Source organism: Sorangium sp. So ce367, assembly GCF_051520455.1.
Lineage (GTDB): Bacteria > Myxococcota_A > Polyangia > Polyangiales > Polyangiaceae > Sorangium > Sorangium cellulosum_B.
In genome coordinates, this window is record NZ_CP150334.1 from 5,819,090 (window position 1) to 5,845,517 (window position 26,428).

Below are 26,428 nucleotides of genomic sequence, written 5' to 3' on the forward strand. Positions count from 1 at the left end.
CCGCGCGGCCGGGCACCGCAGCGCCGTCGGGCGGGCCCGTGCGATATCGCGCGTGCGGCGACGAGGGCGCGTCACCACATACGCGGGCATGGTGACCACAGAGCGTGACAGGGCGGCCGACGAGCTCGTCGCTCGCCGTGAATCGTTGAGGGACGCCGCGCTCGCCCGCCTCGAGGCCGCGTCCGTCGCGCCGCGCGCCTTCGGAGCGCGCGGCGAGCGCGAGGCGCTCTCGCGCTGCCACGTGGACCTCGCGGCGCACATCGACGCCCTCGCGGCGGCGCTCCGCGCGGAGGACCCCCAGCAGCTCTGCGAGTACTGCGCGTTCACGGCGGTGTTCCTCGAGGCGCTCGGGGTGCCCCGGCGCGCGCTCGGCGCCGCGCTCGACGCGCTGAGCGAGAGCATCGGCGAGCAGCTCGATCCGGCGCTCTCCTCGGTGGCGCAGGACGCGCTGGCCGCGGGCCGGGAGCGCCTCTGCGCCTCGCCCCTCGTGACGCCGGCCGCGCTGGCGGCCATCCCCGAGCCCCCGTGCGCCGCCGGCGAGGCCGGCTCGGCGGCGGAGGCCATCGAGCGCTCGGCGGCGCGCATCGCGCCGATGAGCGTCGCGCTCAGCTTCATGCGGCGCCCGGCGGACGCGCTCGCCGCGGGAGCGAAGCGCGCCCTCTGCCTCGACGACGCCAGGCGCCACGTCGCGCAGCTCGCCGCGGCGGTCGACAACGGGTCGCCGGAGCTCTTCAGCGCCTATGCGGAGTGGGCGCAGACGCTGCTGGTGCAGCACGGCCTCGACCCCGCCGAGCTCGTGGGCTACCTCCGCGCGCTCGGCGACGTCCTCGCGCTCACGCTGCCGGAGCGCCTCGCCGAGGCGCCGCGGCGGTACCTGGCGGCGGCGCTCGAGCGGCTCACCTCGATGCACGCCGAGAATCCCAGCTTCGTCCGCCCGGAGGCGCGGCTCGGCGCCGTCGCGTGCAGCTACCTCGACGCGCTGATCGAGCGGGACCGGAGGCGAGCGGTGCGGGCCATCCGGGAGGCGCTCGACGCCGGCGCGCCGATCAAGGACATCTATGCTCACGTGCTGCAGCCGTGCCAGTACGAGCTGGGCCGGCGCTGGCAGCTCCGTCAGCTCAGCATCGCCGGGGAGCACTACTGCACGGCGGTCACGCAGATGATCCTGGGCCAGCTCTATCCGCTCGTCGTCAGCGCCGATCGCGCCGGCCGTCGCCTCGTGGCCACCGCCGTGGACGGGAACCTCCACGAGATCGGCGCGCGCTTCGTCGCCGATTACTTCGAAATGGCGGGGTGGGACACCTTCTATCTCGGGGCCAGCACGCCCGCCGAGCACGTGATCCAGGAGGTCGTCCAGCGGAAGGCCGACGTCCTCGCGGTCTCGGCCGCGCTCAGCGATCAGCTGTCGAGCGTCCGCCAGGTGATCACCGCGGTGCGCGGCGACGATCGGTGCAGGGGCGTCGTCGTCCTGGTCGGCGGCCAGCCGTTCCGCGTCGTCGACGACCTCTGGAGGCAGCTCGGGGCCGACGGCTCGGCGCCGAGCGCAGAGCGGGCCGTCCGCGCGGCGGAGCAGCTCCTCGCGGCGCGGAGCGCATGACCCCGCTCCGCGCCTTCGAGCGCCGACCCCGCGGGGTGCGTTTCGCATAGCGAGCTCCGCGCCGGCCTGCCAAAGACAGATGGCCTCCGCCGCGAGCGAGGGAGAGGCTTTGATTCGGATGATCCCGATGGAACCGCGCAGGACGCAAAGCGCAGGAGAAAACGAAGGAGCGCCGCTGGTGGTCCCGCCGCCGGGACACGAGCTCAGCGGTCCTGTCGCGGATCTCGCCGCCGCTTTCCTCATGGCCTCGACCGCGCTCGCGATCGGCGTGTTCGCGCCGGACGGCGCGCCGAGGCTCACCAACCACGGCATGCGCCGGCTGCTCGGGGGGGCGGGCCAGCCGGGTCGCGCCGAGGCTCGCCTCGTCAGCCCGAGCTTCGCGCAGCTCGCCGCGGCCGGGCACGGCGCCGGGGAGCCGATCTACCGCGGCATGGTGCACTTCGGGGATCTCCGGTCCATCGCGCACAGCCTCCGGGGAGAGGTCTGGCGGCTCGGCCACGACCTGCTGCTCCTCGCCGAGTTCGACGTCATCGAGCTCGAGCGCGTCGTCGCCGAGGTGTCCGCGCTCAACTCGCGGATCACGAGCCTCCAGCGGCGGCTCCTGTCCGAGCAGAAGGAGCTCGAGCGGTCGCTCGAGCAGCTGCGCGCCACGCAATCGATGCTCGTCCACTCCGAGAAGATGAACGCGCTCGGCAAGCTCGCCGCCGGCGTGGCCCACGAGATCAACAACCCGCTCGCCTTCGTCCGCAGCAACGTGCACACCCTGGCAGAGTCGCTCGATCGGCTGTTCGCCGCTTACGAGGCGCTCGAGCGGGCCGCCGTCAGCGCAGGCTCGGACGACGTGAAGGGCCTCGCCGAGGCGCTCCGCGCCGAGGTCGAGCCCGACTTTCTGCGCGAGGATACGGGGGATCTCGTGAAAGGCACGCTGGGCGGCCTCGCGCGCGTGCAGAAGATCGTCGAGGACCTCAGGACCTTCACGCGGCTCGACCGGGCGGAGGAGGAGCGCAGCGACCTGAAGGAGTGCCTGGAGAGCACCCTCGCGATCGCGGGCCCGGCGCTGAAGGACGGCGGCGTCCAGGTGACGGTCGAGTGGGCCGAGCTGCCCATGCTGCGCTGCAAGCCGGCGGAGCTCAGCCAGGTGTTCCTGAACCTCCTCATCAACGCGGCCCAGGCGGTCGAGTGCCGGGGCCGGGGGAACGGCCGCATCGTGATCCGCGAGCGCGACGAAGCGCGCCGGGTCGCCCTGGAGTTCGAGGACAACGGCGCCGGGATAACCCCTGATGTCCTCGGCCGGATCTTCGATCCGTTCTTCACGACCAAGCCTGTCGGGCAAGGCACGGGGCTGGGCCTCACCATCTCGCACAAGATCATCGTCGATCAGCACGGCGGCACGCTCACCGTCCGATCGACCCCCGGGGTGGGCAGCACCTTCACGATCACGCTGCCCAAGGAGCCCGACCGATGACGCGCGCCTCCGGCGAGCGGCGCGCGCTGCTCATCGTCGACGACGAGCCCGAGACCTTGAAGGCGCTCCGCCGCGAGCTCCGGCGCGACTACGATGTCCTCATCGCGGAGAGCGCCGAGGAGGGCCACGCGATCTTGCGCGAGCGGCCCATCCCTGTCGTCCTGAGCGACCAGCGGATGCCGGGCACGACGGGCACGGAGTTCTACGCGAGGCTCAAGGGCGAATTCCCGGAGACCATCCGCCTCCTCATGACCGCCTACGCGGACACGAGCGCCGCCATCCAGGCCATCAACGAGGGCGGCGTGTACCGGTTCATCTCCAAGCCCTGGGATCCGCCGGAGCTCGCCGGCGTCGTGAGCGACGCGTTCGCGCAGCACGAGCGCATCAGCCGCTGCCAGCGGCTCCTCTCGAGCCTCAAGACGAGCGCCGACGCGCTCCACCTCGAGAACCAGCAGCTCGCCGAGGTGGCCCAGAGGACCCATGAGCTCATGGGCGTCGCCGCGCACGATCTGCGCAATCCGATCGCGGCGATCCAGTGGTTCTCGAAGATGCAGCTGGCCGGCGTCGGCGCGGGGCCCGAGGACACGCAGCGCTACGCCGTGAAGATCCAGGACAACGCCGAGTTCGCGCTGCAGCTGCTCGAGAACCTGCTCGACATCACGACGCTGGAGCACGAAAGCGGCGGGCTTCGCCTGCAGGAGGCCGACCTGAGAGGCATCCTCCTGGCGGCGGTCTCCCTGAACGAGCACGGCGCCGGCCGGAAGGGGATCGCGGTGGACGTCGACGTGCCCGCGGATCTCCCGCTCGTCTGCTGCGACGTCGCGCGGATCGAGCAGGTCCTGAGCAACCTGCTCAGCAACGCGTTCAAGTTCTCTCATCCGGGCACGACGGTGGCGGTGCGCGCGCGGAGGCTCGGTCAGGCGATCGAGGTGATGATCGAGGATCAGGGCCTGGGAATTCGCCCGGACGAGATCAGCGGCCTGTTCCGCAAATTCCGGAGGACGAGCACCCGGTCGACCGGCGGCGAGAAGAGCACGGGGCTCGGCCTGTCGATCTGCAAGAACCTCGTCGAGCGCCACGGCGGCGCGATCCGCGTGGAGAGCGAGCTCGGCCGGGGAACGCGGGTGTTCTTCACGCTCCCGACGAAGGCTGGGCGCGCCTGCGAGCCCGAGCGCCCCGCGGCGTAGGCTCGCCCGCGCGCCGCGCTTGGCTGATGACCACTTACCAGCTCACGGTGTCGTTGAGCGTGAGCGCCCCGCCGGACGCGGGCGTGCTCATCGTGCGGTTGCCGCCGCCCGGGAGGTTCTCCCAGGTCACGGTGCCGTCGGCGTTCTTGCGATAGTACTTGTACTCGAGCGCGCTGCTGGCCGGCAGGTTGACGCGGTTCGTCCACACGGGGTAACCGCGCGGATCGACAGGGACGCCGAGATCGGTGTTCCAGCTGCCGAGCGCCGCGGTGTTGCCGGTGACGTACATGTGCTGGCCAACCACGGTGGCCGCGGTGACGTTGACCGTGACGCCTGCCTCGCCGGAGCCAGGCGGCACCACACACGCGTTGTAGCGGCCGCAGACCACCGAGGGGATATCGACGACCCTGCCCGCCCGGATCGACGCCACCAGGCTGATGTACTCGCCCATCGCCCAGTTCAGGGGGCTCATCGACCGCGTCGGGGTGCCCGCCGCGACGTTCCCCGGCTTCTGGACGGACCAGCCGGTGACGTCCGTCGTCTCGCCCCATACCTGCTCTGGGATGAAGCCCTGCGGCGTCGAGAACGCCTTCACCGCGGTCAGGTAGGGGTTGCCGTCGGCGCCGACACCCGTGCTGGCGATCTTGAACATGCCGCGCTCGGCCGTGAAGATGGGCCACAGCCGGCCCCGACCGCCGTTGCCGTCGAAGTTGCCGCCGTCGTTCTTCTCGCCGTATCCATCGTAGTTGTAGCGGAACCACGCGTCGCCCTTGCCGGCGATGGTCCGCTTCAGGATGGCGTCGTACTCGGGCAGCGTCGCGACGATCGAGGGATCGTCGGCCCGCTTCACCCCCATCCGCACGAGCTCGAGGAACCCGCCATCGACGATGTACCGCTGATCGTGCGTGCCGCCGCCGTTGCCGATCTTGAAGCTGACCTCGGCGTCCGGCCCGGACACCGGGTTGTACACCTGCGGCCCGATGCCCGTGTTGCCCCGCGCAGAGGGGTTGATGCGGATGTAATACCGGCCGTCGCCGTGGTACCCCGTGGTCGTGAACGTCCAGCGGTCGACGCCCTGCTGCCAGGTGTCGGCGGCGGCCATGTAGCGCGCCGCGCTTGTGGTGTCGCCGTTCGCGCGGGCGATCGTCGCGGCGCAGACGAGGCCCGCGATCTCCGCCGCGATGGTCGACGGCGAGTACCCGTCGTTCTCCTCCCACCGCTCCTGCTGGGTCCATGGGCCGGTGTTGACGATGTAGTCGGCGGTCTTCTTGATCTTCTTCCACAGCGGGTTGTAGACGGAAGGTCCGAGCCGCCACGCGAGGATGATCGGCATCGCCTGCTCATCCATCTGCGTGCCTTGCCAGTACTGCCAGCCGCTGACCCAGGCGTTCTGCGGGAAGCGGCCGACGCGGCTGTAGCCCTGCGGGCAGCCCGGCGCGTCGTACTCGGCGGCGCCGCAGTCGCTCGACTGCTGCAGGGTGTTGAACAGGTAGTTGACGACCGAGGTCCCGGTCGCGGTGTCGCCGGCCGTCACCAGCGCGCTGGCGAACTTGAACAGATCGCGCGCCCAGACCAGGTGGTAGCCGCCGTTGTTGCCGTCGCCGTTGGTCTCGCCCCAGGGCGTGCCCATCCCCGCGATCATGGCGCCGTTCGACTTGTCCTGGATCGCCTTGAGCGACATCGCCGCGAGGTAATACTGGTCGTCGGCGGTGGCGCTCTGGCTGCTGAGCCCGGCGGCGTACGTCTTCCACCCGTTGTCGTAGGTGGTTTGCAGCGTGCTCAGGTTGCTGCCGAGCGTCGCGTTCGCGGTGGAGGCCGCCTCGGCCTCGGTCGCGCCGAAGCCGAGCACCACGTCGAACGAGACGCTGGTGACGGCGCTGGCCCCGAGGTCGATCCAGCCCATCTGCGCCACGTTGCCGCCGCTCGCCAGGTCGTTTCGCCAGGTCATCGTCCTGTCGACGTTCCCGCCGAGGAGGTCGGTCCAGCCGTCCGACTCGCCGACGAAGCCGCTCGACACCATCGGCGCGCCGCTCACCACCTTCCATGGGCGCGACGCGGCGAGCGCCGAGGCGCGGCTGTTCTCCGAGGCGACGAGCAACGTGCGCCCCCCTGCCTCCACCGTCCTCGACGTGTCGCCGGCCCCGGAGTTGTCCATCGCCGGGTTGTGGAGCAGGTAGAGGTTGAACTGGGTGACGTTCCTGCCGCCCAGGGCGTCGAACCGGACGCGCTGGATCAACGCGTGGCGCCCCGGATCGGTGAAGACCGTCCTGGTGATCCGCCAGTTGTGGGCGCTGTTCGTCGTCGTCGCCTGCCAGCGCATGGACCGCTTGTCCGGCTGGGTCACGGTGAAGCTCTGCTGCTTCTCCTCGTCGACGAAGGTCCTCGCCGTGTCCCCCACCAGGAACTGCAGATCGACGGTGTTCACGGTGTCGAGCACCGGATAGAACACCTCGGACACGATGCCGCGATGACCGGTGAAGTAGACCCTCGAGGCCGCGGTCGTCGAGGTGCCGAGGAAGGACTTCTCAGCAGGTCCCCACACAGAGGGTACCCCGACCCCCTTGGCGGCAATGCCGGCGCCGAGCGCCTTCAGGGCCTCTGCCTTCGACGGGGCCCTGCCGGCGGAGCCGAACGGGAACGGGACCGCGGACTCCCCGGCCATCGGCTCCTCTGCATCCGTGTCGAGCGCGCAGCCCGCGAGCCCGAGTGTCAGGCAAATACTTGCAGTGCCACAAGAAATGCGCTTCAGCATCACGCCATTCCCTTTCCATCGGGTGGCCGTCGCGTGAAGACCGCTCCACGGCTACCGTAAGCCAGCGACTTGGTTGATGTTTTTACGTGGTGCGTGCGGATCGCGGCCCGGGCCCCCTGCGCTCACGTCGCTCCGGCTCCGCGTGGGACGCCAGCAATGCTGTAGCGTAGCACGCGATCTTCACGCGCTCGCGCGCTTGAGCGCACCTGCGCGCCGCCATGCCGAGCGCCTGGCAAGGACAGCGACGCTGCGCTCTACGCGCCGTGCCGGCGCGGATCCACCAGCACCGAAACCATCACGCGGCAGGGCGATCGACGCAGACAGCGCAGCGCCCATCGCGGGCTCGACGGAGCGCGGCGTCGACCGCGCCGCCGCGAGCTCATCAGCTCACGCGCCAACCACCTTGCGCCTCGCCGCCGCGTAGCGCCTGACCACCTCGTCCGCGATGACGCCGATCAGGATGACGGCGCCGATGACCGCGAACTCGATCTGGGTCGGGACGCCCAGCATGTTGATGGCGTTGCGCAGCACCTGCATGAGGGCGGTGCCCAGGATGACGCCCACCACCGCGCCCTCGCCGCCGCGCAAGCTGAAGCCGCCCAGCACGGCCGCGGCGATCGCATACAGCTCGTAGAAATTGCCGAAATCGACAGGCTGGGCCGAGTTGACCTCCAGCGCGAACAGCATGCCCCCGAAGCAGGCGAGCACCGAGCAGAGGACATACGCGAGGATCGTCATCCGGTCGGTATCGACCCCGCTGTAGCGGGCCGCCTGCTCGTTGCGGCCCAGCGCCATCAGATAGCGGCCATAGACGGTGCGGTTCAGGAAGATCGACGCCGCCACAGCGATCGCGAGGAACAAGAGGAACGGCATCGGGATGTCGATCCACGTGACCAGCGCGAGCCGCGTCTTCACGCCGGTGAACGGGTGCACCGCGTACGGGCTGAAGCGCCCCTCGGAGATCCACGAGAGGAACGGCACGGGGACCGAGAGCGGGCTGCCGACCGACAGGTAGCGCAGCGACTCGAACCCGACGCCGAACCCCTGCGTCTGATCGCCGGAGATCCCGCGCGCGGTGCCCCGGTAGAGCAGGAGCCCGCAGAGCGTCACAACGAACGGCTGGAGCCGGAGCTTCGTGATGAGCAGCCCGTGCGCGAGCCCGATGCAGAGGGAGATGCCGAGCAGCACGGGCACCGCCAGCGAGGCCGGCCAGTGCTGCACCGAGAGGAGCCACGGCAGCATGCAGCCGGCGAGCGCCACGACCGAGCCGATCGAGAGGTCGATACCGCCCGTGATGATCACGAAGCCCGCCCCGACGCTGAGGATGCCGAACAGCGCTGTCCTCCGGATCAGGTTCTCGAGGTTCTCCGCGAGGAGGAACCTCCCGTTCAGGAGCGCGGTGCCGAGCGACACCGCGAGGAGGAGCCAGAAGACGCCGAGCACCTTCCGCCGCGTGGTGGGCACGAGCAGCGCAGCCGGCGCGGCGCCGCGCGCCGGGAGGTCATGTGTCGTCGTCACAGACATGCTCTCTGGCCTCGATGGCTAGTGGTCAAGCCGCGTCACGCCGCGTCACGCCGCGGCGTCGCTGCCGGTCGCGAGCTGCATGATCGCCTCCTCGCTCAGCTCGGCGCGGCCGAGCTCGCCGGCGATGCGCCCCTCGTGCATCACCAGCGCACGGTCGGACATGCCTATCACCTCTTCCATGTCGCTGGAGACGAACAGGGTGGCCATGCCGCTCGCTGCCAATCGCTCCATCAGCTGGTATATCTCGTGCTTGGCGCCGACGTCAATGCCGCGGGTCGGCTCGTCCAGGAGCAGCACGCGCGGCGACATCGAGAGCCACTTTGCGATGACGACCTTCTGCTGGTTGCCGCCGGACAGGTGCTGCACCGGCTGCACGTCGGTCGGCGTCCGCACGCCGAGTTCCCGGATCATCTGCGCCGACATCCGGCGCTCGCCCGCACGGTCGAGGACGCCGTAGCGCTGCGCCCTGTCGAGGCTCGGGAGGCTCAGGTTCGCCCGGATCGCCATCTCCAGGATGATGCCCTGTTGCTGGCGGTCCTCCGGGACCAGGCCTATCCCGGCGGCGATGGCGTCTCGCGGGGCGCGCGGCGTGATCGCCCGCCCGGCCACGCGGACGGCGCCTCCGGCCGCCGGCGTGACGCCGAACAGCGTCCGGAGCAGCGACGTGCGCCCCGCGCCGAGGAGCCCGGCCACGCCGACGATCTCGCCGCCGCGCACCGTGAAGGAGAGCGCTCGCTCGGGGTGCCTCGACGTCCGGAGGCCGGAGACCTCGAGCACCGGCTCGCCGGGCGGGTTCGGGACGTGCGGATAGAACTGCGAGAGATCGCGGCCCACCATCAACCGCACGATGCGCTCGTGGCTCATCTCCTCTCGCGAGAGCTCGCCCGCGTTCTCGCCGTCGCGCAGCACGAGCACGCGATCGCAGAGCGCCCTCACCTCGCCGAGGCGGTGAGAGATGTACACGACGCTGATCCCGCCCGCGCGGAGCTCCCTCACCACCTGGAAGAGCGCCTCCGCCTCGTGCGGGCACAGGCACGACGTGGGCTCATCCATGATGAGCACCCGCGCGTTCGCGGAGAGCGCCTTCGCGATCTCGACGAGGTGCCGCTGCCCGAGCGACAGGCCGCCGACGAGCGCGCGCGGCGAGCACGCGAGGCCGACGCGCGCCATGATCGCCCGCGCCTCCCGCTCCATCCTGCCCTCGTCGATGAAGCCGCCCCGCCGCGGCTCCCGGCCGAGATAGATGTTGGCCGCGACATCGAGGTTGTCCGCCAGGTTGAGCTCCTGGTGGATGAGCGCGATCCCGCGGGAGAGCGCCTCCCTGACGGAGCCGAGCGCGACAGGCCGCCCGTCGAAGCGCATCTCGCCGGCGTCGGGCGCCTCGACCCCGGCGAGGATCTTCATGAGGGTGCTCTTGCCAGCGCCGTTCTCGCCGACGATGCCGAGCACCTCGCCTCGGCCGAGCGCGAGGTGCACGCCGCTGAGCGCGAGCACGCCGGGGAAGCGCTTGGTCAGGCCGCGCGCCTCGAGCAGCGGCGTCGCGTCCGGTTCAGGCGAGGAGGCTGTCATTCGCGTCAGCGCGTCGAGCGTCGCCGGCCCGGGGCGCGCGGCGCGCGGGCGCCGCGCTGCCCGGCGCCGGGTTCACGGTTGCTTGCCCGCCTTCTGCTTCAGATCGGCCCAGAACTCGTCCAGGTTGCCCTTGCGGATCTGCCGGGCCGGCAGGGAGATGAACTTGTCCTGAGGCACGACGGAGTTATCCCCCCGTACGAGCGCCGCGAGCACGCGCACCGACTCCTTGCCGTACATGTACGGGTTCTGCACCACCGTGCCGATCACCTCGCCGTCCTGGATCGCGCGGAGCGTCGCGTCCTGCTCGTCGAAGCCGACGACCTGGATCGAGCTCATCTTCCCCGCCTGCTTCACCGCCTCGAGCAGGGCCGGCGTGTGGTACGCGTTCAGGCCGATCAGGCCCACGAGGTCCGGGTGCGCCGACATCATGTCTTCGGCGTTGCTCTTCGCCTTGGCGGCGTCGATCTGGTCGGTCAGGGTCGCGACGATGGTGTATTTCGCCCCCTTCAGCTCCTGGTTGAGCGGGTCGTTCCCGGCGCTATTGTCCTGGCGATCGAGCAGCTCGTCGAGCACGCCTTGACGGCGCTTGCGGGCGTTGTCGCCCTCGAGCCGCCCGACCAGGATGGCCACCTTGCCGCCGCCGGGGATCGCCTCCTCCACGAGCTGCCCCGCCATCCGGCCAGCGACGTAGTTGTCGATGCCGATGTACACGATGCGATCGCTCTTCGGAGCGTCCGAGTCCTGCGTGATGAGCTTCGTCTTCGCGGCCGCCTTGTTGAGCAGCGGGACCTGGTTCTCCGCGTCGATCGGGCTGATCGCGATGCCGTCGACGCCGCGGATCAGGAGATCCTCGACCCGGTGCAGCTGGTCGTTCACGTCGCTCGGCATCACGACGCTCACCTCGACGTTGTGCTCCTTCGCGCCGTCGATGACGCCCTTCTCGGCGATGGTCCAGAACGGGGCGACGCCGTTCGTGATGTAGGCGAGCTTCGGCTTGCCCCCCGCCGCCGGCGCGCCGCCGTTGTCGCAGCCCAGGGCCGTGAGCCCCGCTGCCATGCAGACCCCGACGATGAACCGACCGATGCTCTTCAACATGCGCTCTCCCCTCCACCCGTCCACCCGACAAGAGCCGCCTCGCGCGACGGGCCCATACGCCTCGTGCCGCCGCGCGGGCCACGACAGAGCAGGAACCCCCCGGTCAACTGGCCAGCTCATGATGCGCGATCCGCTCCGGACGTGTCTACACGATTCGACGCGCGGATCGCCACGCGCGTCTCGCCCCCCTAGCGCCGGGTGCCCGGCGCGCTCATGCCGCCCGATCGGCCGACGGCGTAGGCGATCCCGCTCTGCAGGGTCCCGCGGATCACGATGCGCGACATGTCGATGTCGAGCCGGAGGAGCGCCTGCGCGACCTCGCCGCGGATGCCCGTCAGCACCGCCTGGACCCCGAGCAGCCGGAGGGCGTTCGCCGCCTTGAGCAGGGCGTTCGCCACGCGCTGATCGACCCCCTTGATCCCCGTGACGTCGATGATGACGGTGCGGGTGCCGCTCCTCGTCGCGCCGTCGAGCAGGGTCTCGAGCACGTCGTGCGCGCGCTCCTCGTCCAGCGTGCCGATGAGCGGCATGACCATCACGTCGTTCGTGATGGGCACGAGCGGGGTCGACAGCTCGGAGATCTTCGCCCGCTGGAACCGGATCACCTCCTCTTGCAGCTCGGCCCGGGCCGCCTCGGCGCGCTCGCGCTCGCCGAGCTCGTGCAACAGGCGCAGGTTGGCGTCCCGGAGCTCGGCGCTCTGCGCGGAGAGGCGCACGTTGGCCAGCGACAGCTCCTCCGTCCGCTCCTTCACCTCCTGCTCCAGCCGCTCGTTGGCCTCACGGAGCTCGGCGCTCACGGCCGAGAGGTCCGCGTAGAGCAGCGCGTTCTCGACCGCCACCGCCGCCTGCGAGGACAGGAGCCGCAGGAGCTCGATGCGATCGGCGGTGAACGCGTGCTCCGCGAGGTGGTTCTCCAGGTACAATACCCCGCTCAGCCGGCCCTGGTGCAGGAGCGGCAAGCCCAGGATCGATTTCGGCCGGCGCGCGATCACGTGCGGATCACCGGCGAGGCGCGGGTCGTCGTCCGCGCGCCCGATCACGAGCGCCTCGCGCGAGCGCGCCACGTAATGCACGACCGAGCGGGCCAGATCGAGGCGCGCCTCCAGGGGCATCGAGAGGCCCAGGCTCACCGTATCGGGGCCGACCGCGATCATCGCCTCGACCGTCAGCACCTCGCCGCGCGAGAGGATGAGGAACCCCCGGCTCGCCCCGGCGCTCTTGATCACGCTGCGCAAGACCTGCTCGATCACCTTGTCGAGCACGATCGCGCTCGAGATGGCCTGGGCCGTGCTGAGGACCGTGGCGAGATCGAAGCTCTCCCCCGCGACGAGGCCCTGGAGCGCGGTGCCGGTCGGCGAGAGCGGAAGAGGCTGGTCCAGGGCCGAGGGGTCGGCCGGCGCGAGCTCCTCGCGCAGCGCCTTGGCCTTCTCGGTCGCCCCCCAGCGATCGTACAGGTAAACGGCCCTGCGCAGGAAGATGTGCGCGAACTCGACCCTGCCCTGGGCGAGCCAGAACCTGCCGTAAAGCTCGTTGCCGAGCGCCTGGTTGTTGATGTAGTCGGCCTGCCGAGCGGCCTCGATGCCCCGCTCGTAGAGGTCCATCGCCTCGGCCCTCCGCCCCTCGACGCGGGCCTGCTCGGCGAGCAGGAGCAGGTGCTTGTGAAGCACGTTGTCCGGCCCGGCGTCGGCCCAGCGCTTCATCCGCCCGAGGAGCCGCAAGAGGTGCTCCTCGTGCTCCCGCCGCGCCGCGCCCTCGGCGCTCTCCCACGCGGCGATCCGCATGAGGCCCGCGTAGAACGTCGCCTCGGGCACCTTGGCGTGCGTCGGCAAGGCGCCCTCGATCACGGCGAGCTTCGGCATCAGCTCGGCAAAGCTCGCCCTGTCGCCGAACAGGTAGGCATTCCGGATCTTGGCGTAAAGCAGCCACCCCATGTGGTAGGGCGAGCCGCCGTGCTTCGCCGCGTAGGACGCCTCGTCGAACCCGTCGTCGTCGAAGCTGAGCCGGCCCCTCGTCAGCCCTTGCAGGCACCGGAGGGGCTGGATCACGCCCGCGAGGAGGATATCGATGATGTCATGGCTGCGGGCGCGCCGCAGGAACGCGAGGTGCGTCTCGGTGAGCTGCGAGAGCTCCGTAAGGTTCATCCCGTAAGTGAGCCGGTCCGAGCCGCTCTGGCTGATCATGTACCCCATGGCCGTCCAGTCGCCGGCCTGGAGCCCGAGGTCGTAGACCCGGTCGTAATAGGGATCTGCCTTCCGCAGGGGCTGCGTCCAGCTGTGCACGTCCGCGGAGAAGATGTGGTAGGTCTTGGCCCGGAGCACGAGGTTGTCGAGCTGGTCTGCGAGCTCGACGGCCATCTTGCCGAACCGGTACGCCGTCTCGTACTCGCCGAGCAGCGGCCCGACCACCATGCCGTACGCGACGTATCCGAACGCGGACATATCGCTGTTTCCGTGCTGCAGCGAGAGCGTCACCATCTTCACGATGGCGAGGTTCGCGAGCGTCTGGTCGCTCGAGTTGTAGGCCCCGAAGAACAGGTTCACGAGCAGCTCCAGCGTCACGGGGTGCTCGGGGCTCGTCGTCCTCGGGGCGCGGGCGAGCTCCTCGATGCTGCGCGCGCCGAGGAGGACGGGCACCGCCTGGAGCTCCTGCTCGAGAAGCGCGGCGACCTCCTCCCGGGCCTCGGGGATCGGACAGCCGAGGAGCCGGAGGCCGGCCTTCTGGACGAGGGTCGCCTCGTGATTGCGCCACTGGAGCAGGTACTGGTTCGCCTGGACGAGGAGGACAGCGACCTTGTCCATGGCCGTCCGGGCGCGCGCGAGCGCCGCGGTACAGAGCCGCTCGGCCTCCTCGAAGGCGCCGCACAGCGACTCGACCTCGGCGCGCTCCCTGTGGAGCGCGAGGGCGAGCTCGTAGTGGTCGTCGAAGCCGCCGTGGGGCAGAAACCCGAGCCCCGCGCGGAAATAGCCGGCCGCCGCCTCGTAGGCGGTGGCGGCCTTGGCCTTCCTGCCGGCGGCGAGGTTCAGCTCGGCGGCCGTGGCCTGCTCCGCGGGCGAGGTCACGATGGGCGCCGCGATGTTGATGTGGTTGACGATGTCGAAGAGCGCCTCGTCCCGCGCGGCCCCCTCGCAGCTGGCGAGCATGAGCCGCGCGATCCTGAGGTGGACCTCGCGCTTGTGATCCTCGCTGATGAGCGAGTACGCCGCGTGCTGGACGCGGTCGTGCAGGAAGCGGTAGGTGACGCGCCAGTCGACGCCGGCCTGCGCCTCGTCGTCGGTCGCGTGCGCGAGGCGGTAGTCGGCGTCCACGGGCGCGATCAGGCCCTCTTGCAGGATCTTCCACAGCGCGGCCACGGTCTCGTGCGCCGGCCGCTCGCTGATGACCGCGAGGGTGCGCAGGTCGAACTCGTGCCCGATGCAGGCCGCGAGGCGGAGGACGCGGACGAGCTCGGGCTCGAGCTCCTCGATCTTGCGCGCCATGAAATCGACGACGTTGTCGGTGACCGTGCGCCGCCGGATGCCGTCGAGATCCCACGTCCAGGCGCCCTTCTCGAAGCGGAGCAGGCCCTCCGCGTGGAGCGAGCCCAGGAACTGCCGCACGAAGAACGGGTTGCTCTGGGTCCGGTCGAACACAACGCGGGCGAGCGGCTCGACGTCGGCGCGGGCCGCGGAGAGCGCGTCCGAGAGCAGCGCGATCACGTCGGCGAGGGCGAGCGGCCGCAGCGTGAGCTCGCGGAGCGGCGCGCCCGCCTTCTCGATCTCGTCGAGCGCGACGCGGAGCGGGTGGGCCGCGTACACCTCGTTGTCGCGGAAGGCGCCGAGGAGGAGCAGGTGGCCGCGCTCCGGATCGGCGGCCAGGACCTGGAGCAGCTTGAGCGAGGCGGGGTCGGCCCACTGCAGGTCGTCCAGGAAGAGGACGAGGGGGTGCTCGGCGGTCGCGAAGACGCGGACGAACGCCTTGAAGATCGCGTGAAAGCGGCCCTGCGCCTCGGCCGGCGGCAGCTGCTGGACCGGGGGCTGCTGGCCGATGATCCACTCGAGCTCCGGGATGAGGTCGACGAGGAGCTGGCCGGTGCTCCCGACCGCGCTGGCGAGCGCCGCGCTCCAGCGCGCGAGCTGCTCCGGTCGCTCGGTGAGGATGTGCCGGAGGAGCTCCCGGAAGGCGCGCGCGAGCGAGGCGTACGGCGCCCCGCGGTTCAGCTGCTCGAACTTGCCCGCGGTGAAGTAGCCGCCTCGCTGGGCGATGGCCCTGTGCATCTCGTTCACCAGGGCCGACTTGCCCATGCCCGAGTACCCCGACACGAGCAGGAGCTCGCCCTCCCCGCCGGCGGCGCGCTCGAAGGCGGCGAGCAGCGCGCGCTCCTCCTCGGCGCGGCCGTAGAGCTTCTGCGGGATGCGCAGCGTGTCGGGGATGTCGCGCAGGCCGAGCGCGAAGGGCGCCACGGCGCCGGAGCTCGAGAGCTGGCGGAGGCACGCGTCGAGGTCGGCGAAGAGCCCGAAGGCGCTCTGGTACCGGTCCTCCGCGTTCTTCTCGAGGAGCTTCATCACGATCCGGGACACCGCGTCGGGCACGCCCGGGACTTGCTCGGGCGGCGGCACCGGCGTCCGCGCGATGTGGCCATGGATGAGATCGAGCGGGTCGCTGCCGGTGAACGGCAGCACGCCGGTGAGCATCTGATAGAGGGTCACGCCGAACGAGTAGAGGTCGGTGCGGCGGTCGATCACGCGGTTCATCCGGCCGGTCTGCTCCGGCGACATGTACGCGAGCGTCCCCTCGAGCGCCTCGGGGCTTATCGCCTGCTGCGTCTCCTGCGGGAGGAGCGTGGCGATGCCGAAGCCGACGAAATGGACATCGAGCGTGTCCGGGTCGACGAGGAGGTTGTGCGGCTTGATGTCCTTGTGAATCACCTTGCGGCGGTGGAACTCGTCGAGGACCCGGGCCGCCGAGCGGGCGATCGTCAACGCCGCCTTGAGCTCCAGCCGGCCGGCGCGCAGGAGGTCGTGGAGCGTCGTCCTGCTCGGCCGCTCGAGCACGAGCGCGAGGCCGTTCCTGTGCTTCTCGAGCCCGTAGGCCTTGACGACGCCCTCGACGTCGAGCGCGCACAGCACGTTGTACTCGTGCCGGAGCGCCGCGAGCTCACGCGCGCTCGGGAACTCGCTCTTCAGGACCTTGAAGACAGCAGGCTTGCGCTCGTCACCCCAGGTTCCTTCGAACACCTCGATGCTCGAGTCGACGTAGATCGGCTGGCTCACGGAACAGGTCGCGGAGAGCATCTCACCTCACCGGGGCGCTGTGCCGGCCCGCCGCCGCTGCTGCTGCTCGCGTCGAGCAGGCAGGACGGACGGTGTTCTCGCACAAGCGCACCATGGGCGGATTATGTCTAGATCGCTGCCCCCGAGTCACCACCGAAATGGGAACATTGATTCGTCCAGGGTGACATTTTTCAGTATTTGTGCGCTAGACATCCAACTTGGACGGAGTCTGGCGTTCACGCCCGTCACCGAGCGCGGCGGTGCGGCGCTAGCGCGGCGCTTCATGCGATGTGGGCTGGCTCTCGGAGGGCTGGAGGAGGTCGATCACGCGGCGCGCCGGGAGGGCGCGTCACAGGCGCGGGTCATTGCGGCACCTCGACGGTGGGACAACCGAACTCGACACGGACGCTCTCCGCGCCCATGGACTTCACCTGCGCGCACGTGGCGCCCTTGATCACGATGGTGGGCGGGGTCGTCGAATCGTCGTAGTCCCAGCCGTCGTCGCCCGGCTTCGGCAGCACCTCATCGTCGATGAAGACGTTCACCTTCGCGCGGTCCGGCGGCTCGGTCTGCAGCGAGAGCTCGCAGGTCCTCACGAGATCCCTCGTGATGCTGGTCAGCGTATCGCCGAGGCTCGCCGCGTCCACCACCTCGAAATAACGGGGCGAGGTCTCCGACGTGGCCGTGTCGCCCTCGACGGCGAGCTGGTCCAGCACGGCGGCATAGGCCGTCGCGCCGGGGATGCCGACGACGAAGGTCTTGATACCGGCCGCGCGCAGGTCCTTCACCCGCTGCACCGTGCGCACGTCGTCCAGGCACACGTCCGTCAAGCCGGCGACGCAGCAGTTCGGCACGCCCGAAGGGCAGTCCCCATCCATGTTCGTTGTGCAGGTCGCGGCCTCGCAGGTCATGGCCGGATCCTGGTTGCAGTTGGGACCGCCGTCGGTCGCCAGGAGGACGTACCTGTCGCCCTCGAGGGTGCCGCCGGCTCCCACGGTGAGGTACCCGAGGGCGCGCGCGAGGGCGTCCGCTGTCGGCGTCGCGCCGCCGGGGTGCGTGCCATCCAGGAGGGTCTTGATGGCGGGGACCGAGGTCGCGCCCGGCGCCACGGCCACGCTCAGGTCCTCCCCCGCCGGCATGCCGCAGTGCTCGTCGGAGGGAAAGAGCTGAAGCCCGACGGACATCCTGTCCTGGATCACGTCGAGCGCGGTGCCGAGGGCGCCCTTCATCATCGTCCAGCGGTCGCTCCCTTCCCACGCTTTGGTCATGCTGTCGGAGCGATCGAGCACGATCACGAGGTGAACCTGCCGCGGCTGAGCTTCGACCTGCTGGCCGCCGCAGTCGCCGCCGCCCTCCCCCCCGCCGGAGCTGGCGCCCGGCCCGGTCGCGATGAGACCGCCTCCGAGGGAGGGATCCCCGCCCGTTCCACCGAAGTCCATTCCGCCGGCGCCGCCGTCTCCGGAGCCGCCGCTGCCCGCGCCGGTTCCGCCGTCCGATACCGAACATCCCGACGCGAGCGCCCAGCCCAGGCACCCGAGCGACGTCAGGAACAAGGAGCGGGCGTAGATCCCGCGGTTCTTGTCGATCATAGCCATTCTCCTCGACACGAGTGAATCACGAGTGAATCGACACGAGTCAACGCGCCCGCGCGCGGCGTCAGCCCGGAGGGATGCGGCAGATGCCGTTGTAACACTGCACGGTTCCGGCGTTGCAGCAGTCGGACGTCGCGCCGCAGAGCTGCCCGTACTCGGCGCATCGCGGCGGAGTGCCGCCCGCCCCGTCCGAGCCACCGCCGCCGCCTGCGCCGCCTGCGCCGCCCGTTCCGCCGGTCGCGCTCGAGCTCCCGGTCGCGCTCGAGCTCCCGGTCGCGCCTGTCGGGGAGTCCGGCGTCGTGCACGTGCCCGAAACGGAGCCCGGCTCGTACTCGCACGTCGTTCCGACGCAGCAATCGCCGTTGTTCGTGCAGGGTCCGCCCGCCGTGACACACTGGGGCGCCGTCCCTCCGGGCGTGTCGTAACACTGGAGCTTCCCGGTTTCGCTATTCCGCACGCAGGGAGCGCCGTCGCAGCAATCGTCGGCGGAGGCGCAGTCCTCGCCTGCCTGGCGGCAGGCCGCGAGCGCATTGCACCGAGGCACGCCGAGAGCGTCGAGGCGGCAGTTGCTGGCGTTCCCCAGGTAGCTGCAGCAGTTGTTGGGAGCGCTGGTGGACGTATCCGAGCAATAGCTGTCCTTGAAGTGACAGACGCCGCCCTGGGGCGTGCAGCCGTTCGGGTTGCGGCAGCGGCCGATCTCCCCGTCCGGATCCCCCGACTTGTCGCAGACGACCCTGCCCGCGCCCGGCAGATCGGCGGTGGGATCGCCGCCGCAGCAGTCCTCGTTGCGCCGGCACAGGGCGCCGTTCACGCGGCAGCCGCTCGGCGGCTGGCAGACGGCGATCCCGGTGGGGCCGTACGGCGCGCAGACGCGGCTGCAGCAGAAGCCGCAGCTGTCGCAGACCGCGCCGTCGATGCCGCCGCTGCTGCAGCGGCTCGCCGTCGACGGCTCCGCGCCGCAGTAGCCCGCGGGATCGGAGGTGTTCCGCTTCACGCATACGCCGGTACAGCAGTCGCTGTCGCCCTTGCAGACGTCGTTGCGCTGAACACAGAACGAGGAGTAGAGGACGCAGCGGTTGTCTCGCCCGCAGAGCTGGGAGCAACACTGGGTGTCCTCGGTGCACGGGTTGCCGCCCGTCTGGCACGCGGTGGCGCCGTTGACGTCGCTGCACGTGCCGCCGACGCACATGCCGCTGCAGCACGCGGCGCCGCCTGCCGTGCAGCCGGATCCGTCGGGGAGGCAGGCGGTCGCGCTGCACCTGCCCGAAGCGCAGTTGAGGGTACAGCACTCCGAGGATTCCTCGCATGCGGCGCCTGTCCCGAGGCAGACGCTGAGCGGCGAGGCGCAGGTGCTCGTCGCGCTGTCGCAGATGCCGGAGCAGCAATCTCCGGAGCGCGCGCACGTGGCCCCGAAGGGCTCGCAGGTCGGCACCTCGACCCCCGTGTCAGGGCCGCCCACGCCGCCGACGCCGTCGGTACCGCCCGCGCCGCCGGCGGCACCGGCACCGCCGGCACCCGCGCCACCAACACCTGTGCCCGCGCCGCCTTCTCCAGAGCTGGCCGTCGCGCTGGCGCCGCCCGTTCCGGCCGTCTCGCCGCCGCCGCCCGTTCCAGTCGTCCCGCCGCCGCCAGCGTTGGCCCCTCCGGAGCCACCGGCCGAGGAGCTGCCCCCGGCCGCGCCGCTGGAGGGCCCTGAGTTGGTGGCGACGCCACCTTCACCTCCCGAGCCGGTGCCCTCGGACGAGCCGCAGGCAGAAGAGAGCCATACGATGCCGACAGCCGCGAAGATTCGAGATACGCGCATGCACTTTCCTCGCTTGATCGCTTGCCGCAACCGACGCAGTCGGAGAAAGGATACATTCGCGCAACTCCAGCTTGTCCGTATGGCTTTTGTTTCAGGGCATGCCCCGCTCCCTCCATTTTTGTCGGAGGTGGTGAGCCTCGTGAGCGCTGCGCGCACCTGTGCGCGCAGCGCAGAGCTCGCGCTCGCCCGGCCGTGATGAGCTCTGCCCAGAACGGTCAGCGAGACCGCAATCCGCGCTTTGGTGAGGTTCGTCGCAAAGAGCCCTCGACGGAGGAAGCGACGCTGTAGGCTGTACGGTCCTCGAGAGGAGAGGACATGCAGGCTGTTGGGAGAGGCACGTTCATGGGGGCAGCCCGACGACGGCCGTCCGCTCCCTTCTCCCTCGCTCTACGCTGATGTCCTCGTCCCCTTCCAGAGCGCGTTCCAGAAGCGCCCCGTCTTCACGGCGCCTTCCGGGACGGACTCTCGGGCGCTCTCCTCGGCGGGCTTCTCCCTGTGGGCCTGGGCCTCGAGGAAGGTGATCAGCCGCTCTCGGAGAGGATAGTACATCGGGTCCTCCAGCACCTCCTGACGGTCCCGCGGGTGCGGGAACGGGACCTCCAGGATCTCGCCGACCCGCGCCCCCGGGCCGTTCGTCATCATCGCGATGCGGTCCGACAGGAACAGGGCCTCGTCGACGTCGTGCGTGACCATCAGCGCCGTCTTCTGGTCCTCTGCCCACAGGTTCATGAGCACCTCCTGGAGCTCGAACCGGGTGAGCGAGTCGAGCATGCCGAAGGGCTCGTCCAGGAGGAGCATCTTGGGCGACAGGGCGAAGGCGCGCGCCAGCCCGACCCGCTGCTGCATCCCCGACGACAGCTCGCGCGGCTTCTTGTGCATGGACTCCTCGAGCCCGACGAGCTCGAGGTAGTGCGTCGCGATCTCGATGCAGTCCTTCCTGCTCTTCTGCCGGTGGACCTGCTCGACCCCGAGCAGGACGTTCTCGAGCGCCGTCATCCAGTGCAGGAGGCAGGGCGACTGGAACACGACCCCGCGGTCCGGGCCAGGGCCCTGGATCTGCCTGCCCGCGAGGACGATACCGCCGCTCGTGATCTCGGAGAGGCCCGCGACCATCGACAGCACGGTGGACTTGCCGCACCCGGAGTGGCCGATGAGGGACAGGAACTCTCCCTTCCTCAGGTTCAGATCGAAGTTCCTGACGACGATCGAGGGGCCCTTCGGCGTGGGAAAGGTCTTCGTGACGTTCCAGATCTCGAGGTACTTCTTCATGCGACCGCCTCCGCGCTCCGCGCTGCATCGGGCGCGCTCTCGCCCGCCCTGGGCCCGGCGCCCGGGCCGAGCAGGTAGCTGATCACCGCGCCGCGGATCTCCTTGAAGCGCGGATCGTGGTTGAGGGCCTTGCGATCCCGAGGGCGCTCGAGATCGACGGTGATCCCTGGCCCCAGCGTGGCCCGAGGGCCCTTGCTGAGCGGGAGGATCCGGTCGGCGAGGAGGATGCCCTCGTCGACGTCGTTCGTGATGAGGAGCACCGTCTTCCGGGTGGCGCGCCAGATCCGCGCGATCTCGTCCTGGAGCGTCGCGCGCGTGAGCGCGTCCAGCGCGCCGAACGGCTCGTCCATCAAGAGGACCTCCGGATCCATGGCGAGCGCCCGCGCCACCGAGACCCGCTGGCGCATGCCGCCGGAGAGCTGCGCCGGCTTCTTTTCGCGGGCCTCGGTGAGCTTCACCATGGCGATGTAGCGCTCGGTGTGCTCCCGCTTCTTCTCTGCGGGCCAGGAGCCGAAGATCTGGTCCACGGCCAGGTAGACGTTCTCGTAGACCGTGAGCCAGGGCAGGAGAGAATAGTTCTGGAAGATGACGCCGCGGTCGGGGCCCGGCCCCTCGACGATCTTCCCGTTCAGCTTGACCTCCCCGGTGTCCGGCCTGAGGAGCCCGGCGATGAGGGACATGAGCGTCGTCTTGCCGGCGCCCGAATAGCCGACCACGGCGACGAACTCTCCCTTCTCGATCTCCAGGTGGATGTCCCTGAGCACCTCGGTGCGGGTGGCCCCGCCTCCGTAGCTCTTCCCGACGTTGCAGAGCTCGACAAGCGGCATGGACGTCACGCTCCCGCCAGCTTGAGCCGGCGCTCGACGAGGCTCATCAGGGCGTCCAAAAGGAAGCCGACGACCCCGATGGTGATGATGCACAGGATGATGTGCTCGTAGATGAGGCTGTTGTACTCCTGCCAGAGGAAGCCGCCGACCCCGGGCGAGCCGGTCAGCATCTCCACGGCGACGATGACGAGCCAGGCGATGCCCAGGCTGAGCCGGAAGCCCGTGAACATGTAGGGGAGCGCCGCGGGGAGCTGCACCTTGAACAGCGTCTTCATGCGCGACAGCCGGAGCACCCGGGCGACGTTCATGTAGTCCTGCGGGATCGACCGCACCCCGAGCGCGGTGTTCAGGACCGTCGGCCACATCGAGCACATCGCGATGGTGAAGACGCCGGCAGGGTCGGGCTTCTGGAAGAGCACGAGGCCGAGCGGGAGCCACGCGAGCGGCGAGACCGGGCGGAGGATCTGGATGATGGGATCGAAGCTCGACCTGAACAGCCTCGACGCGCCCAGGAAGAAGCCGATCGGCGTCCCGAGGAGGATCGCCAGCGTGTAGCCCTTGGCGACCCGCTGGAGCGAGTACCAGGTGAAGCGGAGGATGCCCTGGTCGAGCTCTCCCCGCTTCTCGAACGGCTCGAAGATGTAAGGCCTGCTCACCTCCCACGTCTTGAGCGGAGAGGGCAGCGCCTGGGTCCACAGGCTGCTCGCGGCGGCCCACAGCCCGATCACGCACGCCACCCCGAAGAGGGGCAGGATCATGTGGTCGACTCGAATCCTCGGAGAGATCGCCTTCGCCTCGCTCATGCAGCACTCCTCTTCCGCTTCCGATTCCGATTCCGCTTCCGCCGCCGCGCCTCCCGCCGGCGCGGCGATGGCGGTGTGGGTTCATCCCTTCAGGGCGTGGACCGGGAACGACGTCGCGTACTTCTCCGGGTCCTTTGGATCGAACGTCACGCCGTCGAACAGCGTCTCGGGCGCGTCGCTCCGGCCGCCGTGCGCGACCCCGAGCTCCTTCATCGCCTCCTCGTAGAGATCGGGGCGCATGACCTGCTTGACGACGCCCTCGTAGTCCGGCTTCCCCTCCACCATGCCCCACCGGCGGAACTGGCTGAGCCACCAGAGCGCGTACTTCGGCTGCGGGTAGTTGCAGCCCCGCTCGCTGAAGATCATGTAGTCCTTGTCCTCTTTGGTGCGCCCGTCGCCGTAGTCGTAGCGCCCCTGCAGCCGGCCGAGGATGAGCTCCGGCGGACAGTTGATGTACGTGGGCCTCGACACGACGTCCGCCTGCTCGGGGCGGTTGTCGAGCTTGTCCAGCCAGACGCTCGCCTCGTGGAGCGCCTTGATCACCGCCTTCACCGTCTTCGGGTTCTTGTCGGCGAACTCCGCGGTGAACGCGCACACCTTCTCGGGGTGGTCCCTCCAGAGCTCCTGCGTGGTGACGGCCGTGTAGCCGATCTGGTCGGCGATCGCCCTGGCGCCCCACGGCTCGCCGACGCAGAAGCCGTCCATCTTGCCCACCTTCATGTTGGCGACCATCTGGGCGGGCGGGATGGTCACGAGCGCGACGTCCTTGTCCGGGTGGACGCCGCCCGCGCCCAGGTAATAACGGGTCCACATGGCGTGCGTTCCAGGCGGGAACGTCATCGCGAAGGTCATGGGCGCCCCCTTCGCCTTCGCCTCCTCGATGAACGGCTTGAGCGCCTTGGGATCGCCGGCCACCTTGCCCCGGAGGTCGCTCTTCATCGTGATCGCCTGGCCGTTGCGGTTGAGCAGCCACGGGATGACCATGGGCATCTTCGGCGATCCGAGGAGCCCCATCGTCGAGGCGAGCGGCATGCCGAAGAGCATGTGCGTCGCCTGGAGATCCCCGTTCGTGAGCGAGTCGCGGATCGCGGCCCAGCTCGCGCCCTTCACGATGGTCGCGTTGATGCCGTACTTCTTGAAGAACCCCTTCTCGTGGGCGATCACGAGAGGAGAGCAGTCGGTCAGCGCGATGATGCCGAAGCGCAGATCGGACACCTCGGGCTTGGCGGCGTCCGGGATGAGCGGCGCGGCGTTCGCCGCCGGCTTCGCCGACGCTTCGGACCGCGATTCGCAGGCGGGGAGGAGCGCGGCTCCCCCGAGCGCGAGCGCACCGCCGAGGAAACGCCGGCGGTGGAGGGGCGTGGCGCTCGGGGCCTCACTCGCAGGTTCTCGTCTCTTCATTCCAAAGATCCTTTGCTGGGATGACCGTGGAGCCTCGGGCGCATGGAGAGGGACACGCCCGCCGGTCGGGGCAGACTGGACGGGCTGCGCTCCGGAGGCGCCGTCCGTGAAATCGCCTGTTCGTTCGAGAATGAGCCAGGCCAGCTCCGCGGCGAGATCGGCGGGGTGAGCGCGCTCTCGCCGCGGGTGTGCGCCCTGGATGGCCTCAGCCATACACGGGCCCAGGATTTGCCAAGGACGATGCATGGGCGCCTGTTTCTATGAAGTTTCTGTAGGATATTTTTTCTTCATTCACTTCACGTTCGTCACGCGCGTTGCGTTCGTCACGCTCGTTGCGTTCGTCACGCTCGTTGCGTTCGTTGCGTTCGTTACGTCCGTTCCGTCATGTTCGTTGCGTTCGCCACGCCGCCTTCGTCTTCCGTCTCAATGACTGCGGGGCAGCGGCGCGCCCGAGCGAGCGGTCGGGGAGCCTCGCGAACGGACCGGTTGCTTGCCAGGCCTGGGGTGAGGCTGTAGCGTCCGCGCGGCGCAGGAGGAGCGCCACGCCGATCCGGCGGGTGTGATTCGGCAGGCAGCAGGTCATGGGAGCGACGATGACGAGCGGGTCCGCGACGTGGGTGGGGGCGGCGGCGTGCCTCCTGGCGTGCGGGTGTACGTCCCTCGCCGGGCTCGATGGGCCCTACCACCTGGAGGCGGGCGGGGGCGCCGGCGGTGGGGGTGGGGGTGGCGGGGGCGCCGGCGGGCAAGACTGCGCCGAGGAGGCGAGCGAAGGGTGCGTCTATGACCGGTGCGGCGCCGTCCCCGAGAGCGCCCCGAGCGGCGTCTACGCGCTCGATCCCGACGGGCCCGGCCCAGAGGAGCAGGCCGAGGTCTACTGCGGTGAGCCTGTGGACGGCGATCGCTGGGCGCTCGTCTACAACAGCGTCGGGTCAGCGGACGGCGCGACGCTCCCGTTCTGGAAGATCCTGTATGCCGATCGGCTCGCCACCAAGGGGACGCCGTCGCTCGGCGACAACCTTTACCAGCCGTCGCTGTACATCGCCGGCCGGGAATACCGCGACGAGATCGAGGACATCGCGGGGACCGTCGCCGAGGTGATGCGGGCGACGGCCGAGGGCATCGACACCGGGGACATGCACCTCCTCACGCCGATACGGGTCAGCGGGGATGAGCACCTCTTTTCGTGGCAATTCGCCACGGGGTGGTCGTCGCCGGATTTCGACGCAGACACCAAGGACGACGGCAATTGCGCGGGCGCCTATGCGGGCGTCACGCAGCACTACGGGCACTGCTTCGTCTACAACCTCGGCGCGGACGACGATGAGCCGATCGAGGACGAGGGCTGGGGCCCGCACATGAGCACTCCGGACGCGACGGCATACGGGCTCTCCGACGACGGGAGCGGGTATACGCGCTTGCAGCGGATCTCCCGCTGGACCCGCTGGTGATCGCGCCCCGCCCGGGCCAGATCGCTCGCCGCTGGGCCGGGCCGGCGCGTCGCGAACCCCGGCCGCCCGGCGCCCCCGAGGGCCATCGCGCGGATGACACCCGGGCTGCCGCGGTGGCAGACTTCGACGACGCATGAGCGACCGTTCGACCCTCGTTGACGTGCCGCCGCGCTTTCGCGTGATCACCGATCCGCGGGGCGCGGAGGTCGACGACCGCACCATCGTCCTCGGCCCGAGCCACGCGTTCGGCGACGGCCGGCACGAGAGCACGCGGATGTGCCTCCAGGCGCTCGCGTCGTTCGCGCCACGCAGCGGCTTTCGCCTCTTCGACGTGGGCAGCGGGACGGGGATCCTCTCGATCGGCGCCGCGAAGCTCGGCGGCGAGGCGATCGGCGTCGACATCGACGCCGCCGCGAACGCGATCGCGGCGGACAACGCACGGCGGAGCGCGGTGGAAGCGCGCGTGAGCTTCTCGGCGACGTGGCCGGACGGGACGTTCGACATCGTCGTGGCCAACATCCTTCGGGACGTCCTCACGGCGCTCGCCCCTCGGATCGTGGCGCGCCTGGCTCCCCGCGGGACGTTGATCCTCTCGGGGCTCGTGTCCACCGACGTTCCGGAGATCGTGGCGCGTTATGCGCCGCTCCTCGCCGACCGTCGACCGGAGATCTTCGAGCGGGGCGCGTGGCGCGCGCTCGTGTGGCGCGACGCCGAGCCGCGCGCCGAGGCCGGAGCCGCGACCTGATCTCGGCGCGGCGGGCTCACCCGGACGACCGCATGACTCCATGACCGGAACCGGAGAAGGGGCATGAGGGAGCAGCGCCGTCGCCCTCACGCAGCGCGGCC

General features: G+C 70.1%; 16 protein-coding genes. 5 read left to right on the top strand and 11 right to left on the bottom strand.

Annotation, left to right across the window (positions count from 1 at the left end; all coding sequences use genetic code 11):
- Positions 1–88: 88 nt before the first annotated feature.
- The 3 genes from WME97_RS22140 (at position 89) to WME97_RS22150 (ending at position 4,249) form a co-directional block, all read left to right on the top strand.
- Positions 89–1,597: a cobalamin B12-binding domain-containing protein gene (locus WME97_RS22140; RefSeq protein ID WP_437554670.1), complete on the top strand. Its 1,509-nt coding sequence runs from the start codon at positions 89–91 to the stop codon at positions 1,595–1,597.
- 178 nt (positions 1,598–1,775) lie between these two features.
- Positions 1,776–3,062, top strand: a complete 1,287-nt coding sequence (locus WME97_RS22145) for a sensor histidine kinase (protein WP_437554672.1) — start codon at positions 1,776–1,778, stop codon at positions 3,060–3,062.
- Positions 3,059–4,249 carry an ATP-binding protein gene (locus WME97_RS22150; protein ID WP_437554674.1) on the top strand — a complete coding sequence of 397 codons (1,191 nt, stop codon included), beginning with the start codon at positions 3,059–3,061 and terminating at the stop codon, positions 4,247–4,249. Before WME97_RS22145 ends, WME97_RS22150 begins: the two co-directional genes overlap by 4 nt.
- 34 nt (positions 4,250–4,283) lie before the next feature.
- On the opposite strand, the gene WME97_RS22155 is transcribed toward WME97_RS22150, so the two are convergent.
- The 11 genes from WME97_RS22155 to WME97_RS22205 form a co-directional block, all read right to left on the bottom strand.
- Entirely contained in the window at positions 4,284–6,911 is a 2,628-nt protein-coding gene (locus WME97_RS22155) for a glycoside hydrolase family 15 protein (protein WP_437555461.1), read from the bottom strand.
- 477 nt (positions 6,912–7,388) lie between these two features.
- Complete coding sequence (locus WME97_RS22160) at positions 7,389–8,525, bottom strand: ABC transporter permease (RefSeq protein ID WP_437554675.1); 1,137 nt, start codon at positions 8,523–8,525, stop codon at positions 7,389–7,391.
- A gap of 45 nt (positions 8,526–8,570) precedes the next feature.
- A complete protein-coding gene (locus WME97_RS22165; protein WP_437554677.1) occupies positions 8,571–10,094 on the bottom strand; it encodes a sugar ABC transporter ATP-binding protein in 1,524 nt (507 codons plus the stop codon).
- A 72-nt stretch (positions 10,095–10,166) separates the two neighbouring features.
- Complete coding sequence (locus WME97_RS22170) at positions 10,167–11,189, bottom strand: sugar-binding protein (protein WP_437554679.1); 1,023 nt, start codon at positions 11,187–11,189, stop codon at positions 10,167–10,169.
- A gap of 188 nt (positions 11,190–11,377) precedes the next feature.
- Complete coding sequence (locus WME97_RS22175; protein WP_437554681.1) at positions 11,378–16,438, bottom strand: AAA family ATPase; 5,061 nt, start codon at positions 16,436–16,438, stop codon at positions 11,378–11,380.
- Between the two features lie 362 nt (positions 16,439–16,800).
- Positions 16,801–18,027 carry a vWA domain-containing protein gene (locus WME97_RS22180; protein WP_437554683.1) on the bottom strand — a complete coding sequence of 409 codons (1,227 nt, stop codon included), beginning with the start codon at positions 18,025–18,027 and terminating at the stop codon, positions 16,801–16,803.
- A 67-nt stretch (positions 18,028–18,094) separates the two neighbouring features.
- On the bottom strand, positions 18,095–19,834 hold the full coding sequence (locus tag WME97_RS22185) for a hypothetical protein (RefSeq protein WP_437554685.1): 1,740 nt from the start codon (positions 19,832–19,834) through the stop codon (positions 18,095–18,097).
- 387 nt (positions 19,835–20,221) lie between these two features.
- Positions 20,222–21,103: an ABC transporter ATP-binding protein gene (locus WME97_RS22190; protein ID WP_437554687.1), complete on the bottom strand. Its 882-nt coding sequence runs from the start codon at positions 21,101–21,103 to the stop codon at positions 20,222–20,224.
- Positions 21,100–21,930 carry an ABC transporter ATP-binding protein gene (locus tag WME97_RS22195; protein ID WP_437554689.1) on the bottom strand — a complete coding sequence of 277 codons (831 nt, stop codon included), beginning with the start codon at positions 21,928–21,930 and terminating at the stop codon, positions 21,100–21,102. The genes WME97_RS22190 and WME97_RS22195 overlap by 4 nt, the downstream gene beginning before the upstream one ends.
- A 5-nt stretch (positions 21,931–21,935) precedes the next feature.
- Complete coding sequence (gene ntrB / locus WME97_RS22200) at positions 21,936–22,733, bottom strand: nitrate ABC transporter permease (RefSeq protein ID WP_437554691.1); 798 nt, start codon at positions 22,731–22,733, stop codon at positions 21,936–21,938.
- Positions 22,734–22,814: 81 nt separating this feature from the next.
- A complete protein-coding gene (locus WME97_RS22205; protein ID WP_437554693.1) occupies positions 22,815–24,134 on the bottom strand; it encodes a CmpA/NrtA family ABC transporter substrate-binding protein in 1,320 nt (439 codons plus the stop codon).
- Between the two features lie 593 nt (positions 24,135–24,727).
- On the opposite strand from WME97_RS22205, the gene WME97_RS22210 reads away from it, so the two are divergent.
- Positions 24,728–25,582: a fibrinogen-like YCDxxxxGGGW domain-containing protein gene (locus tag WME97_RS22210; protein ID WP_437554695.1), complete on the top strand. Its 855-nt coding sequence runs from the start codon at positions 24,728–24,730 to the stop codon at positions 25,580–25,582.
- 133 nt (positions 25,583–25,715) lie between these two features.
- Positions 25,716–26,327, top strand: a complete 612-nt coding sequence (locus WME97_RS22215; RefSeq protein ID WP_437554697.1) for a 50S ribosomal protein L11 methyltransferase — start codon at positions 25,716–25,718, stop codon at positions 26,325–26,327.
- The last annotated feature ends 101 nt before the right edge of the window (positions 26,328–26,428 follow it).